Origin of the sequence: Streptomyces sp. NPDC048197, from assembly GCF_043202395.1 — a bacterium.
Lineage (GTDB): Bacteria > Actinomycetota > Actinomycetes > Streptomycetales > Streptomycetaceae > Streptomyces > Streptomyces siderophoricus.
Genome location: NZ_JBIDAJ010000012.1, coordinates 150,873 through 164,330, shown reverse-complemented (window position 1 = coordinate 164,330; position 13,458 = coordinate 150,873). Strand labels below are relative to the sequence as shown.

The following is a 13,458-nucleotide window of genomic DNA, read 5'->3' as shown; positions in this document are numbered from 1 at the left end:
CCCGTCGAATGCGAACGTGCGTCCGCGGCATGGAACCACACCGCCCGCGCGGACGGCACCCGGCCGGCGCACCCGAGGGCACACCGGCCGGAACCGTCCTCGTACGTATCCGTCCCTACCGGGCGGTATCAGGCACGGAACGCGAGCGACAGCGCGAAGCGGTCCGCGCTGTCCGTCCACCAGTTGGTCAACTCCAGCCTGGCTGCGGCGAGTTCGGCCCGCACGCCCTCCTGGCGGAACTTGGCCGAGATCTCCGTACGGATGTCCTCACCGGCCGCGAACGGCACGGCCAGGTCCACGCCGGGGATCTTCACGGTCATGTCCCGGCGCGCCCGCAGCCGCATCTCGATCCACTCCTCCGCGGCGTTCCACACCGCGACGTGGTCGAAGTCCGCCGGATCGAAGTCGCCGTCGAGCTCGCGGTTGATGACCTGGAGGACGTTCTTGTTGAAGGCGGCCGTGACGCCCTGCGGATCGTCGTACGCGGCGACCAGCGTCGCCTCGTCCTTGACCAGGTCGGTGCCGAGCAGCAGCGCGTCGCCCGGGGACAGCAGGTCGTGCACGGACGTGAGGAACGCGGCCCGCTCCTCGGGGAGGAGGTTGCCGATGGTGCCGCCGAGGAACGCCAGCAGCCGCGGGCCGGGCGTCTCGGGCAGCGCCATGCCCTGCTGGAAGTCGGCGACCAGGGCGTGCACGGTCAGGCCGGGATGCCCGGCGAGCAGCGCCTCGCCCGCCGCGGTCAGCGCGGACTCGCTGACGTCGACCGGCACGTAGGTGTGCAGTCCGGTCAGCGCGCCGATGAGGTGGCGGGTCTTGTCGGACGATCCGGAGCCCAGCTCGATCAGGGTGCGGGCGTTGGTGGCCGCGGCGATGTGGTCGGCGCGGGTGAGCAGGATCTCCCGTTCGGCGCGGGTCGGGTAGTAGTCGGGCAGGGTGGTGATCTCTTCGAACAGGTCGCTGCCGCGGGCGTCGTAGAACCACTTGGGCGGCAGCTGTTTGGGCGTGGCGGACAGGCCCTGGGCGACATCGGCGCGCAGCGCGGCCGCGGTGGCATCGACAGGGAGGCTGCGGGTGATGCTGAGGGGGCTCACGTGGCGGGCTCCTTGAGCGGGGTGAGGTGGACGTCGGTCCGGGTGGCGCGCAGCAGGGTGCGGTCGGGGACCTCGGTCCAGTGGGGGGAATCGTCGTAGGGTTCGGCGGCGACCACCCGGCCGCCGCCCGGAATGGCCAGGTGGTAGAGGGTGTCGCCCCAGGAGGTGGCGGCGATGGTGGTGCCGTCGGTCAGCAGCAGGTTGAGCCGGGAGCCGGGCGCGGCCCCGGCGACGGCCGCGACGGTGTCGGCCAGCGCGTCCCCCAGTTCGTCGCCGCGGGTCAGCCGGTGCCGCACCAGCGCCCAGACGAACGCCGCGTCGCAGCGTGCCTGGAGGCGCAGCAGCTCCGCCGGCGGCAGCCCGGCGGCCAGCGGTGCGAGGGAGTCCGGCCAGCCGGCCACCGCACCGTTGTGGCTGAACAGGTGGCCCTCCCCGGCGAACGGCGCGGCCGCCGCCTCGGCGTCCGGCCCGGCCACGGTGGCGTCCCGCACGGCGGCCAGCAGCGCGCCGGTGCGCACCACCCGGGCCAGGTCGGGCAGTTGGTCGTCGGCCCAGATCGGCCCGGCCCGGCGGTAGCGCGCCGGGACCGGGTCGCCCGGTGCGTACCAGCCGACGCCGAACCCGTCCGCGTTGACCGTGCCGTGCTTCTGGTGGCGCGGCGCCCACGACTGCCGGTACAGGCCGTGCGGCGGCTCCAGCACGATCTGCCCGAAGGGCACCGGCGGCCCCACGTAAGCGATATGACGGCACATCAGCCGACCGCCTCCCCGGGCACCGCTGTCGCCGGCCTCATGCGTCCCCCTCCGGGCCGGCGTCCCGGGCGGTGCGGAAACCGGAGAAGATCTGCCGCCGGACCGGCAGGTCCCAGTTGCGGAACGTGCCCCGGCAGGCGACCGGGTCGACGGCGAAGGAACCGCCGCGCAGCACCTTGTGCCCGTCGCCGAAGAACACCTCCGAGTACTCCCGGTAGGGGAAGGCGGCGAAGCCCGGGTACGGCAGGAAGTCACTCGCCGTCCACTCCCACACATCGCCGATCAGCTGCCGGACACCGAGCGGTGACGCACCCTCCGGATAGCTGCCCACGGAGGCGGGGCGCAGATGCCGCTGGCCGAGGTTGGCGCGCTCCGGCGTGGGGTCCTCGTCACCCCACGGGTAGCGCGTCGAGCGGCCGGTGGCCGGGTCGAACCGGGCGGCCTTCTCCCACTCCGCCTCGCTCGGCAGCCGCCGGCCGGCCCAGCGGGCGTAGGCGTCCGCCTCGTACCAGCTGACGTGCAGCACCGGCTCGTCCGGCGGGACGGGCTCGGTCACCCCGAACCTGCGGCGCAGCCACTGGCCGCCGTCCCGCTTCCAGAACAGCGGGGCGCGCAGCTTGTGCTGCTGGACCTGCGCCCAGCCCTCGGCCGCCCACCAGCGCGGCTCCTGATAGCCGCCGTCCTCGATGAACCGCTGGTAGGCACCGTTGCTGACCGGTGTGGTGTCGATCAGGAACGCCGGCACGAGGCGGTGGTGCGCGGGCCGCTCGTTGTCCAGCGCCCAGGGCTCGGCGGAGGTGCCCATGGTGAACGGCCCGCCGGGGACGAGGACTTCGGACGGCAGCAGGTCGTCGGGGGCGGGCGGCGGTTCGGGCGCGGTGAGCACGGCGGGGCCGTGGCGCAGCTGGTGCGTGATGAGCATGGTCTCGTCGTGCTGCTGCTCGTGCTGGGCGATCATGCCGAACGCGAAACCCGCGTCCAGCAGCGGACCGCCGTGCAGCGGGGTGCGTTCCAGGACGTCCAGCACCCGGCCGCGGACCTCGGCGACATAGCCGTGCGCCTCGTCGGGCGGCAGCAGCGGCAGCGAGGGGCGTTCGGCCCGCGGATGCTCGAAGGCGTCGTAGACGGAGTCGATGTCCGGCCGCAGCGCCTCCCGGCCGCCGACGGTGCGCAGCAGCCACTGCTCCTCCTGATTGCCGATGTGGGCCAGGTCCCACACCAGCGGGGACATCAGCGGGGAGTGCTGGGCGACGAGGTCGGGGTGTTCGACGCAGGTGGTGAGCAGACGGGTGCGGTCGCGGGCGGCGAGCAGCGCCGAGGCCGCCCGTTCACGAAGGAGCTCGGGATCGGTGGTCACTGCCGGCCTTCCTTCCCCAGGAGGAGTTCGCCCTCCGCGGCGTACAGGGCGTCGAGATGGTCGTCCGCGGGGCAGCGCCCGCGGGCCACGTACCGCTCGGTGAACGCCGCGACCGCGGCACACACCTCGGGCGGCGCACCGATCCGCGGCAGCGCCTCCTGCGCGGCGGCGAAACAGGCCAGTGCCGCGGCGTGCAGCTCCGGGTCGGTCAGTCCCGCGCGGGCGGCCCGCCGCCACAGCGGATTGCGCGGCGCGGGGCGCGGACCGGCGGTCTCCGCCAGTGGTTTGACGGTGCGGTAGGCACGCTCGGTGGCCTCCGGGTCGTCGAACAGCGCGGCCGTGACGGCCAGCGGGACGGTCCACCCGGTCTCGCCGGGCTGGGCGTCGATCATGCGCAGCTCCAGGTGGCCGCGCGGCCGGACGGGCGGGAAGAGGGTGGTGACGTGGTAGTCGAGGTCCTCGTGTGTCGGGGGTCTGGGGACGCCGGTGCGGACCCATTCGCGGAAGGTGAGCCCCTCCGGCGCGTCCCAGGGCCCGTGCTCGGCGCGGATGCACATCACCGGCGCGTCCAGGACGTACGCCGCCCATGCGGTGCGCGGGTCGGGGCCCGGCGGCGGGGCGAGGGTGCGTGCCGGGTCGAGCTGGGACCACACGACCTGGCGGGTGGTGCGGTAGCCCGTGGGACATCCTTCGCTGGTCGGTGAGTTGGCGAACGCCGCGGTCAGCACGGCGCCCAGCAGATGGGCCAGCAGCCAGCGCCGGCCGAGCCCGAGCGGGCCCGGCTCCTCGTGGCCGGCGTCCACGCACACCTGTACGGAGGCGGTGCCGCACATCATGGAGCGGCCGGCCGGGCCCCAGCGGTCGAAGTACGCCTCCATGGCGTTGTAGCGGGGGTCGGTCAGGACCCGGCGCGGGGGGTGCCAGGGGTTGTGGCCGTGGCCGGCCAGCCCCAGGCCCAGGGCCCGCACGGCCGGGCGGACCAGCGCGAGATCGGCCGACACGGCCTCGATGCAGGCGCGCAGGGAGGTGGCGGGCAGCGAGCTGAGCTCCAGCTGGCCGCCGGGTTCGAAGGTCAGGAGCGAGGAGAGGGGGAGCTGTCGCAGGACGGTGGCCGCGTGCCGCAGCCGGTCGGGTTCGACCGGACATCGGGGGTGGTACGCGTCGTGGACCAGCCACTCCAGCTCGACGCCGATACGGCGTGGCGGACCCGTCTTGAAGCAAATGCCGTGCAGATGCGCTTCAAGCTCCGCTTCCGATAGTGCGGGCCGAACGGGCATGGAATCCCCTCCCTTGTCGGGTGGCGGCGTGATGTGCCGCCCTCCACCTAATCGGCTGCGGCCGACGGGCTCAAGGGCGCGTTCGATTCCGTGCGGTTGTCCCGCGGGGCAGGACGGCCCGTCGCCGGGCGGTCGGGCCGTCCGGACCGAGGGGCCGCCGGACGGTGCCGGGCCGCCCGGACGGCGCCGGGAGGCCCTTCCCGCCGCTGGCCACGGCCGTGGGCCGGACCGGCGGGCGGCGGACGGCGGCGGGGGAGGGGTGCCGCCGTTCGGGTGAACCGGGGGCCGCTGCCGGCCCCCGGCCGTCACTGGCGGTATCCGGCCAGGAAACGGCCGATGCGGCGGATGGCGGCGTCGAGGTCGTCGGCGTGCGGCAGCGTGAGGATGCGGAAGTGGTCCGGGCGCGGCCAGTTGAAGCCGGTGCCCTGGACGACCTGGATCTTCTCCCGCAGCAGGAGGTCCAGCACGAACTTCTCGTCGTCATGGATCTTGTGGACGGCCGGGTCGAGGCGCGGGAAGGCGTAGAGCGCGCCCCTGGGCTTCACGCAGGAGACGCCCGGGATCTCGTTGAGCCGCTCCCAGGCCACGTCGCGCTGCTCGCGCAGCCGTCCGCCCGGCAGCACCAGGTCCTTGATGGACTGCCGGCCGCCCAGGGCCGCCTGGATGGCGTACTGCGCGGGCGCGTTCGGGCACAACCGCATCGAGGCGAGGGTGCCCAGGCCCTCCAGGTAGTCGGCGGCGTGCTGCTTGGGGCCGGAGACCACCAGCCAGCCGGAGCGGAAGCCGGCCACCCGGTAGGACTTGGACAGGCCGCTGAAGGTCAGGCAGACCAGGTCGGGGGCGAGCACCGCGGCGTGGTGGTGGACCTCGTCGTCGTAGAGGATCCGGTCGTAGATCTCGTCGGCGAAGACCATCAGCTGGTGGCGCCGGGCGAGGTCGAGCATGCCCTCCAGCAGCTCGCGCGGATAGACCGCGCCGGTCGGGTTGTTGGGGTTGATAATGACCATCGCCCGGGTCCGGTCGGTGATCTTCGAGGCGAGGTCGTCGAGGTCCGGCAGCCAGTCCGCGGACTCGTCGCAGAGGTAGTGCACGGCCTTGCCGCCGGCGAGGGTGGTGACGGCCGTCCAGAGCGGGAAGTCGGGGGCCGGGATGAGGACCTCGTCGCCGTCGTCGAGCAGCGCCTGGACCGCCATCGAGACGAGTTCGGAGACGCCGTTGCCGAGGTAGACGTCGTCGACGCCGACGTCCGGCAGGCCGTTCTCCTGGTAGTGCTGGGCCACCGCGCGGCGGGCCGAGAGGATGCCCCGGGACTCGGTGTAGCCGTGTGCGCGGGAGAGGTTGCGCATCACGTCCTGCAGGATCTCCTCGGGGCACTCGAAGCCGAACAGCGCGGGATTGCCGGTGTTCAGCCGCAGCACGCTGTGCCCGGCCTCCTCCAGCGCGTCCGCGTGCTCGATCACCGGTCCGCGGATCTCGTAGCAGACGTCGGCCATCTTGCTGGACTGCTTGAACTGCATGCGGCGGCCTCCCGGTCCTCGCCCGCCGCGCGGCGCGGCAGCACTCGTCGTCATCACACCGTACTTGGTTTTACCAAGTCGCGACTTGGAAAGTCCAACCTCTGTCTATGCTGGAGCCATGCCGCGCCGAAGCTATGACCAGTACTGTGCCGTCGCCCGGGCCCTGGACGCCGTGGGCGACCGCTGGACGCTCCTGATCGTCCGGGAACTCCTCGGCGGCTCCCGGCGCTACACCGACCTGCACGCCGATCTCCCCGGCGTCAGCACGGACATGCTCGCCTCCCGGCTGAAGGACATGGAACGCGACGGCCTGGTCACCCGCCGCCGGCTCGCCCCGCCCGGCGCCGCCTCCGTCTACGCCCTCACCGACCGCGGCCGGGCCCTGCTGCCCGCGCTCACCGCCCTCGCCGACTGGGGCGCCCCCGCCCTCGATGTGAAGCGGCCGACCGACGCGGTGCGCGCCCACTGGTTCGCGGTCCCCCTCCTCACCCGGCTCGCCGGGCACTTCACCGACGGCACCGACGTCGTCGACATCACCCTCGACGAGGGCCGGTTCCACGTCCTGCTCTCCGGCGACACCGGCCCCGGCTACGCCGACGGCCCCGCCGAGCACCCCGACGTCCGGCTCCACATGGACACCGCGACCTGCGCCGACCTCGCCCACGACCACCTCTCCGTCGCCCAGGCCATCGCCGCCGGCCGGATCGCGGTCACCCGTCCCGACACCGGCGCGGCCGACGGGAACGACGAAGCCGACGGGCCCGGCGAAGCCCACCGGCGGAAGGCGACGACGGCATGACGCAGCGCCCCCTCGCCCTCTTCGGCCTCGACAACCTGCCCGGCTGACGCCGGGGGGCCCGATGCCGACACCGGCCACCGGCAGCACCGGCTGCGGCGCACCCCGCGCGACCGGCCGGCCTGCTTCGCCGCGGCCACCGGCGACCCGCCGCTCGGCGAGGGCGTGGCGCTGGCGCTGAGCAGCGCCGAGGACGGCGAGGTCGGCTACCTCACCGGCCGCCCCGAGCGCTGCCGCCGCGACACCCTGGACTGGCTGGCCCGGCACGCCAAGCTGGAAACGCTCCACCGGATCGCCCGGCACCGCGAGATCCGCCATGTCGTCGACGACGACGAGCAGGTCTGCGACGCCTTCGAAGCGGCCGGCTGCACGGTCGTCCGTGCCCGGTGGGCCACCCCGTCCAGCACCCTCCGGGACGCCCAACGGCGCGCGGGCCGCACCTGACCGGCCGTCGCGGCCGAGGCCCACGGGAGCGGGGCAGCCCCAACCCGGCGCCGCCCCGCCCCCGTTCGCCACCCGGCCGGCCCTCCACCGGCTCCCGTTCGCCCGCACTGACGGTGCGTCAGCAGTCCCTGCCGGGTGACGCTCGGGACATGGACATGTCGGTCCGCCGACCGCATCCGCCTCATGGGCTACGACCTGCACCGGTCGGGCGGCGAACCCGGACCGCTGTCCTCCACCGACTGGTACGACGCGTTCCTGCGCTACGCCACCGACACCATCCCGCCCCACAAGATCGAGGTCGCCTTCCCCGGCTACGGCTGGGACCGGGTCACCGGCACCACCGGCCACGCCGCCCACCTGACCTGGAAGGAGGCCGAGGCGCTGCGCGCACGCGAGGGCGCCGACCACCTCTTCGACGCCGCCTCCGGCACCCCGCACTTCACCTACCGCAAGGACGGCACGCTCCCGACGAACCCACGGAGGTGGAGACGATGACCATCCCGAAGTTGGCCGAGCGGGCCGGCGTGTCCCGGACTCTCGTTCACCGCCTTGCCACCAATCTGGAGGAGGGTTGGCCGGCGCCCACGTTCCGGGCAGCCAGCACGCGGCCGGAGTATCCGGTGGCTTGGTTCGATGAGTACTGGGCGGCGCGGAAGTCGCGAATCCGTCAAGGGCGCCGCACCGATTTGGAGCGCCCGACCGAGTAGCGCGGCGCACAAGGAGGCCCCGAGATTCGAGCGGGGCCTCCGCCGTGCCGGGGCTTCTACTTCCCCTGCAGCACCTTTGGCGTGCGGAGGAACTGGAACGGGCGCACGGTGGAAGTACGAGGGCACACTCCTCTCGGGGGCACTCGTCCAGCTACCGGCACCCAACGGGAGCCCCGACCCTCAAGCGGCATCTTGGATTTGCGCACTTGCGGCGGAGGTTGAGGATGACGAAGTCGCCAGTTGTTCAATTCTTCTCGTGGTGCTGGAACTTTCTACGGTGGTGCGGTCGCGTCGCCCTCTACCCCCTTCAAAACTCGTGAAAGCATCACTAGGTCACCCTGGGGAGCGCGCGCTCTTGCCCGAATCGAGTACCTGCGGTCGCAAAATGATATCGAGAAATGCAAAGTCTGCCCGGGGGTGGAGGGCTGTAAGCGGGAGGCGCTCACAAAGGGCATTGATCAACATCTTGATGATGCAAAAAGAGCCCTGATGGAGCCGACGAGGAAATTTGTTCCCATTCATCCAAGGGCGGTCACTGGAGCGTATATGGTCGCACCTGCGAGCGGCCGATGTATCGAGGCTTGAGCTCGTCTCAGAGGAGGATTTGGCCACCCGGGGCAATGAAGTGCTCGTCATGGCAAAAGTGCACCTTTGGGAAGATCATCCGCAGCGCGTAGAGCTGGTAAGCAGGATTAAAAAAATCCAATCAGGATATGTCGGCCCACTCGACCGAAGTGTTTTGATCCACACATTGGATGCCGCCTACGTCGCCCTGGACGCAGAGCTATCGAGAGTTCGTAGCCTGCGGACTATGCTCATCGTGGCAAGTCTTCTTGTGATGGTAGGGGTCGGGGTATTGGCGGTCTATGGCTGGTTGTCCCCCGAAACCTTCAGTCTATGCTTCATTCCACGTAACACCATCAAACCTCCCGTCGTGTGCCCCACCCAGATGGTTCAACTGCAAGCTGGAAAACCGTATGCCAGTAGCTACGCCAAATCGGCAGATGTTCTAGCTGTTGAGGTGGGTGGTCTTTGTGGTGCAGCCCTCACAGTTATTGCTTCCCTGCGCCACATACCGGCAACTAGTAGACCCTATGGACTTCCTCTAGCAGCAGCGATGCTGAAATTTCCAACAGGAGCTCTGACGGCGTTTACCGGGATCCTGCTGATCCGCGGTGCTTTCATCCCAGGCCTAGTAACCTCGACACCAAGGGGTAGGTGCTGGCGTGGGCAGTCATCTTCGGAGCTGCGCAACATCTCGTGACGCGTTTCGTCGATATGCATGCTCAAGAGACCCTTTTGGCCGTGTCACTCGAACCAGGCACAGAGCCACCACAAAGGAAGGGTGGAGCGGGCGCCAGCGGCAACCCTTAAGCGCTATCGAACTTACTGGAATGACAGATACAGGCGAATGCGCCGGTGGCTTTGATCCCCGGCGACGGAGGTGCACAACCTGCGGCCGCTTCCCATCGTGCGTCAGCGCGACCCTGCCTGCACGGTGGAGGTATGGCTGAGCGTCCTCCTGTGGTGGTGCATCCGCCGTCGCCGACCGGCGGCCGACGGGTGACGGTCCGCGGGCAGATCGCGGGCCTGGCGCACGGTGTCCCGGATCTGCTGGAGTTCCTCCGCCGGGCCGGCCTGGACCCGGAGGAGGTGCAACTTGACAACTGGGCGCTGATCGAGTGGCGCGGGGTGGGCCGGATGTGTGGCTGTGATTGCGGTGGCGCAGTATGGCATAAGCCTGTTGCGTTGGCAATAGGTTGGAAGGTGAGTTGCTTAAATCGCCTTGCGATTCACCCATTCACCCCGCAACGGGGGGATGCGATTGCCCGTTGCTTGAACATGAACGTTGATCAAGTGCCAATCCTTGAGCCGGCCGACGAGATCCTGACGCAGACTCAGGCGTATCGGTACATGGGTGTGACGCGTCCAGTGTTCCGGGGGTACGTGGATAGGGGCGAGATCCACCCCGCGGACCATCACGGGGCCAGGAAGTCGGGCCGATACTGGCTGCGCGACGTGGAACGCCTCAGGGCGAAACACGCCATGAGGACGCCCCGGGCCCCCCAACCGGAAGATGAGGGAGAGTGCCAACGCCCGGCCTGCCGGCGCTTGCGAACTGCCCTGAAGCTCTCTCTGGCCGAAACCGTGAAGGAACGGAAGGCTCGGGCCAGGGCTCGACGTCTCTTGGACGCTGCGTTGGAGGATGACGACGACCTGCCGTGACGCGCCGGTAATGCGGCAAGCGGACTCAGGCTTACTGGAACGCGCCGGCGGCCGCCGCGCCGGCGTTCACCGGCTCAGTAGTCGCCACTGGCTCGTAGCTCTTGCACAACCCGCCCGCGGTACGTCGGGCAGTACGCCTCCACAGCCATCACCAACGCCCGGTAGGCATCGGCTTTCTCGGTGCCCCAGTCCATGCCGATGGGGTACAGGCGGCCTTGCGCAGCGCCGAATAGGTAGTCGACGCTGTGCCCCTGCTTGAGGGCGGCGCACCACTTCGGCGGGTAGGCGAGCAGCTCTGCCTGAGTGGGCCCGTGGTCGTCCCAACTATGGATGGGGTGGTCGACGATCGCACCGAGGAACTTGTCCGACGGGGGCGTGGTCGGCTTGGCCTTGGACTTGCCGGGGCTACCGCCACAGGCGGCGGCGAGTAGCAGGGCGGCGGTGATGGCTCCGGCGGTGGCGGCGGTGCGGATGTGCATGTGGTCCCCCCACGGGTTGTTGAGGGGGCGATAATGCGGCGGTCGGTGGAGGGGTGTGGGGGTTGTGATGGAACGGTGACACGGCGAGGCCCCGCCGTGGTGTGCGGCGGGGCCTGGCTGGCGTGGCGTGGTCAGTCGTCGTAGCGGTCGTTCCGGTACTCGCGGTCCTCGCGGGCAATGTCCTGGACGGTGGGCTCGGCGGCGGCCGGAGTGGGGACCGGGCCCCGCTTGGCTTAGTACCACATGTACAGGTGGTACTTAAACTTCCCGTCAGTACCCAGCCCGGGGGCACACTCCGCGGTCCAAGTGGGGTGCAGGCTCATCCAGTAGTTCCCTCGGGCCTGGCAGTCCGCACGGGTCCAGTGGCTGCTGTAGAAGTGGCGGCTCGCCTGGGCATTCTGGCTGTCCACGACGCTCTCAGTGCCAGCTGAGGCCGTGGGAGCTGCCTGGGCAGGTGCGGACATGAGGCCCAGTCCGACGGTGGTTCCGAGTGTAAGTCCAGCGACGATCTTGCCGAAGCGCATCAGTACTCCTTCCTCCAGCGAAGGCCGTGCCCAGAAGGTCCGGCCCTCCGCATCTGTTCGACGCCACCACCTTGCTCGCCCGGCCTTGCCCGAACCTTGGATGAAGTTGGAATCGGCTGCTCAGAGCCGCCTCACGGTAGATCGCGAGTTCGTACCCTTTCCTGGCGTTCTTGAGGTGACGTGCCGCACCGGCCATGCGACGGACGGGCAGGGCGACGGCGTAGGACTCCTCGGCCGACTGCCAGCCGGTGACGACCTGGACCGGACCGACGCCCGGCACGTCCACGGTGAGGGTGACCTCGATGGTGGTGGGTCCGGCCTGACGGGTGATCACCATGCCGCCCGCGTGAGGTGTATGGCGTCGAGTTCGCGGATGGACCAGACGACGATGCGGGTGTCGGTTTCGTCGAGCCAGGGGCGGGGCGCGGGGAGATGGCGGAGGCCGAGCGTGTCGCGGATGAGGGTGCGGCGGGTGGTGTCAGCGGGGCGGGTCTGGATGGTCACGGGCGGTCTCCCGGGTGTGAGTCAGGCCGCGAGGAGCATGCGGGCGGCGAGCTTGCGCTCGGCCCAACCTGGCGCGTCGAGGCCGTCGGAGAGCTGGCGGGCGATGATGCCCAGTGGCCGCTCGTCGGCGTCCGCGTACAGATCGCAGGTGCGGGCGGCCAGCGGTTCGACCATTCCTCGGTGAATCGCCATCGGGCTCCCTTACCTTCTCTACATGACGGGGAAGGAAGACCACACGCGCCCGCACACGGCGGTGCGGGCGTTGCCGCAACGTAGTTACGTTCTGGGGGCCGTTAGGCAACAAGTCCTGCCCCCGCTGTGGATTGGTTCTCTGGGCTGGTCTGCCGCCCGACCCGAAGGCGGATCGGGTCGTTAACGCGATCAAGGGTTGCGCGGCCCTGCTGTTCTTCGCGTTCCTCTTGCTGATCTTCGTGGGAGGCTGCCAGCGGGGCTCTTCGGACAATGCGTCGGGGTCCTACTGGGGTGAGGCACCGACAGGATCGGGCGCGGCTGCTCCGGTCTCGGCGAGGATCGCTGTTACCTCGGCTCGCGCCGCGGTGCCGATCACGCTTTGTTGACCGACATTCTGCCTCGCTTCCCGTTTGCTACCCGCAGCCGTCCAATTCCTCATATTTCGGCCGGATGCCCCATTTCGAGGCGATGACGTAGTCGCTGTAGGCGCTCGTGTCTACGGTTCCCTCGAATTTCCCAAGCCCTTTTTCGTACCCCGACCACCACCATGAGTTGAGGGAATCGCGGAATAGGGCATATCCACTATCTGTGCCGGCGACCTCTTGTTCGTGACCCCTCACGCTGTAGATAATCCTGCTACACGGGGAAACCGTGCCATCCACGTAGAGGATGGCGCTCTGGTGTCCGTGATCCCTCTGGAGGATGAAGTCATAAACGGGTCTTAGGCTGCGGTTTTCCACTACGATCTTGTCGGGCTTTTTGAGGTCAGGGGTCGACTGGAAATACCAGCTGATCCGGGCGGCCTCCTTTTCGTCATTTTCCTCCGTGTCGGACTTGGCATCGAAGTACGTAATCAAGGAAATGACGAGTGCAGGTATGGCGATGACTGCTGTCAAGAGCGTTGACGATGTGTTGAGCCACGTTGTGAGCTTGCTTTCCTTGCTCTCCGCCGGAATGGGTTGGGTATCAGAACCGGATTTACGCCTCAGCTGCACTCGGGGATGGGAGTACCCGCGCACTCGCCGCTTCCCATTGGATCGGGCTGTCATGAACGCACCCTGTCCGAACGAACGCCCCCGAGCGGCGAGTTTCGCTACGAGCGCACGCTAAGGGGGAAGTTGCTGACCGGGTCGGGCGCGGATGCTCCGGTCTCGGCGAGGATTGCTGCTGCCTACGCCTGAAGCGCGGTGTCGTCCCAGTCGGGATGAAGGATCTTGCCCTTCGTCGCGGTCGACACGGCTCCGGCGCGGTTGAGCAGGGCGAGCGGGGTTGCGGTGGCCAGCTCGGACTCCGCAACCCCGTCACCGAACTCGACACGGAGGCGCGCGGGGGTGAACCGGTTGCCGAACTGGACGGCGTCAAGCTGCAAGATCACGTGCAGCATGTCGGCGATTCCGTGTCGCCAGTACCCGGCCTTCTGGCGGCGGTCACCCCGACCGTTGGTCGCGGCTGTCGACCTCGGTCGCGGTGACGGCTGCCCGTCGCTGTCGAGGCCGAAAGGCTGCGGTGAGCCGGCACGAATCGCCGTGCGCCCGGCCGACGGTGAGCCACCACGTCTCGCAACACGCCTGCACCAGCGGCGCGTGAGCACC

General features: G+C 69.6%; 15 protein-coding genes. 5 read left to right on the top strand and 10 right to left on the bottom strand.

What is annotated here, in order from left to right:
* Positions 1-128 precede the first annotated feature (128 nt).
* The 5 genes from egtD to ACGF4C_RS18490 all read right to left on the bottom strand — a co-directional run bounded on the left by egtD (position 129) and on the right by ACGF4C_RS18490 (position 5,994).
* Complete coding sequence (egtD, locus tag ACGF4C_RS18510) at positions 129-1,091, bottom strand: L-histidine N(alpha)-methyltransferase (RefSeq protein WP_393567460.1); 963 nt, start codon at positions 1,089-1,091, stop codon at positions 129-131.
* A complete protein-coding gene (gene egtC / locus ACGF4C_RS18505) occupies positions 1,088-1,843 on the bottom strand; it encodes an ergothioneine biosynthesis protein EgtC (RefSeq protein ID WP_393567459.1) in 756 nt (251 codons plus the stop codon). Before egtC ends, egtD begins: the two co-directional genes overlap by 4 nt.
* 37 nt (positions 1,844-1,880) lie before the next feature.
* Positions 1,881-3,200, bottom strand: coding sequence for an ergothioneine biosynthesis protein EgtB (gene egtB, locus ACGF4C_RS18500; protein WP_393567457.1), 1,320 nt, complete (start codon positions 3,198-3,200; stop codon positions 1,881-1,883).
* Positions 3,197-4,477 carry an ergothioneine biosynthesis glutamate--cysteine ligase EgtA gene (gene egtA, locus ACGF4C_RS18495; RefSeq protein WP_393567455.1) on the bottom strand — a complete coding sequence of 427 codons (1,281 nt, stop codon included), beginning with the start codon at positions 4,475-4,477 and terminating at the stop codon, positions 3,197-3,199. Before egtA ends, egtB begins: the two co-directional genes overlap by 4 nt.
* Before the next feature lie 305 nt (positions 4,478-4,782).
* Complete coding sequence (locus ACGF4C_RS18490; protein WP_393567453.1) at positions 4,783-5,994, bottom strand: pyridoxal phosphate-dependent aminotransferase; 1,212 nt, start codon at positions 5,992-5,994, stop codon at positions 4,783-4,785.
* 118 nt (positions 5,995-6,112) lie between these two features.
* Here ACGF4C_RS18490 and ACGF4C_RS18485 point away from each other — a divergent pair, with 118 nt between their 5' ends.
* The 5 genes from ACGF4C_RS18485 (at position 6,113) to ACGF4C_RS18465 (ending at position 9,205) form a co-directional block, all read left to right on the top strand.
* Positions 6,113-6,793 (top strand): winged helix-turn-helix transcriptional regulator, encoded by a 681-nt coding sequence (locus tag ACGF4C_RS18485; RefSeq protein ID WP_393567451.1) that lies wholly within the window; start codon positions 6,113-6,115, stop codon positions 6,791-6,793.
* 90 nt (positions 6,794-6,883) lie between these two features.
* Entirely contained in the window at positions 6,884-7,234 is a 351-nt protein-coding gene (locus ACGF4C_RS18480) for a hypothetical protein (protein WP_393567523.1), read from the top strand.
* A gap of 183 nt (positions 7,235-7,417) precedes the next feature.
* A complete protein-coding gene (locus ACGF4C_RS18475; protein ID WP_393567449.1) occupies positions 7,418-7,729 on the top strand; it encodes a hypothetical protein in 312 nt (103 codons plus the stop codon).
* On the top strand, positions 7,726-7,941 hold the full coding sequence (locus ACGF4C_RS18470; RefSeq protein WP_393567447.1) for a hypothetical protein: 216 nt from the start codon (positions 7,726-7,728) through the stop codon (positions 7,939-7,941). The genes ACGF4C_RS18475 and ACGF4C_RS18470 overlap by 4 nt, the downstream gene beginning before the upstream one ends.
* 634 nt (positions 7,942-8,575) lie before the next feature.
* On the top strand, positions 8,576-9,205 hold the full coding sequence (locus tag ACGF4C_RS18465; RefSeq protein ID WP_393567445.1) for a hypothetical protein: 630 nt from the start codon (positions 8,576-8,578) through the stop codon (positions 9,203-9,205).
* 1,036 nt (positions 9,206-10,241) lie between these two features.
* Here the strand turns inward: ACGF4C_RS18465 and ACGF4C_RS18460 are convergent.
* The 5 genes from ACGF4C_RS18460 to ACGF4C_RS18440 all read right to left on the bottom strand — a co-directional run bounded on the left by ACGF4C_RS18460 (position 10,242) and on the right by ACGF4C_RS18440 (position 13,250).
* Complete coding sequence (locus tag ACGF4C_RS18460; protein WP_393567443.1) at positions 10,242-10,646, bottom strand: hypothetical protein; 405 nt, start codon at positions 10,644-10,646, stop codon at positions 10,242-10,244.
* Positions 10,647-11,500: 854 nt separating this feature from the next.
* Positions 11,501-11,674 carry a hypothetical protein gene (locus ACGF4C_RS18455; RefSeq protein WP_393567441.1) on the bottom strand — a complete coding sequence of 58 codons (174 nt, stop codon included), beginning with the start codon at positions 11,672-11,674 and terminating at the stop codon, positions 11,501-11,503.
* Positions 11,675-11,695: 21 nt separating this feature from the next.
* Positions 11,696-11,866 carry a hypothetical protein gene (locus tag ACGF4C_RS18450; protein ID WP_393567439.1) on the bottom strand — a complete coding sequence of 57 codons (171 nt, stop codon included), beginning with the start codon at positions 11,864-11,866 and terminating at the stop codon, positions 11,696-11,698.
* A gap of 413 nt (positions 11,867-12,279) precedes the next feature.
* Positions 12,280-12,861, bottom strand: coding sequence for a hypothetical protein (locus ACGF4C_RS18445; protein WP_393567437.1), 582 nt, complete (start codon positions 12,859-12,861; stop codon positions 12,280-12,282).
* Positions 12,862-13,037: 176 nt separating this feature from the next.
* Complete coding sequence (locus ACGF4C_RS18440; protein ID WP_393567435.1) at positions 13,038-13,250, bottom strand: hypothetical protein; 213 nt, start codon at positions 13,248-13,250, stop codon at positions 13,038-13,040.
* Positions 13,251-13,458: the final 208 nt, after the last annotated feature.

Bases quoted from the DNA above. Each gene is read 5' to 3' on its own strand.
- egtC (WP_393567459.1), bottom strand. From the start codon at position 1,843: ATGTGCCGTCATATCGCTTACGTGGGGCCGCCGGTGCCCTTCGGGCAG.
- egtA (WP_393567455.1), bottom strand. From the start codon at position 4,477: ATGCCCGTTCGGCCCGCACTATCGGAAGCGGAGCTTGAAGCGCATCTG.
- ACGF4C_RS18490 (WP_393567453.1), bottom strand. From the start codon at position 5,994: ATGCAGTTCAAGCAGTCCAGCAAGATGGCCGACGTCTGCTACGAGATC.
- ACGF4C_RS18485 (WP_393567451.1), top strand. From the start codon at position 6,113: ATGCCGCGCCGAAGCTATGACCAGTACTGTGCCGTCGCCCGGGCCCTG.
- ACGF4C_RS18475 (WP_393567449.1), top strand. From the start codon at position 7,418: ATGGGCTACGACCTGCACCGGTCGGGCGGCGAACCCGGACCGCTGTCC.
- ACGF4C_RS18470 (WP_393567447.1), top strand. From the start codon at position 7,726: ATGACCATCCCGAAGTTGGCCGAGCGGGCCGGCGTGTCCCGGACTCTC.
- ACGF4C_RS18465 (WP_393567445.1), top strand. From the start codon at position 8,576: ATGGCAAAAGTGCACCTTTGGGAAGATCATCCGCAGCGCGTAGAGCTG.
- ACGF4C_RS18460 (WP_393567443.1), bottom strand. From the start codon at position 10,646: ATGCACATCCGCACCGCCGCCACCGCCGGAGCCATCACCGCCGCCCTG.
- ACGF4C_RS18450 (WP_393567439.1), bottom strand. From the start codon at position 11,866: ATGGCGATTCACCGAGGAATGGTCGAACCGCTGGCCGCCCGCACCTGC.
- ACGF4C_RS18440 (WP_393567435.1), bottom strand. From the start codon at position 13,250: ATGCTGCACGTGATCTTGCAGCTTGACGCCGTCCAGTTCGGCAACCGG.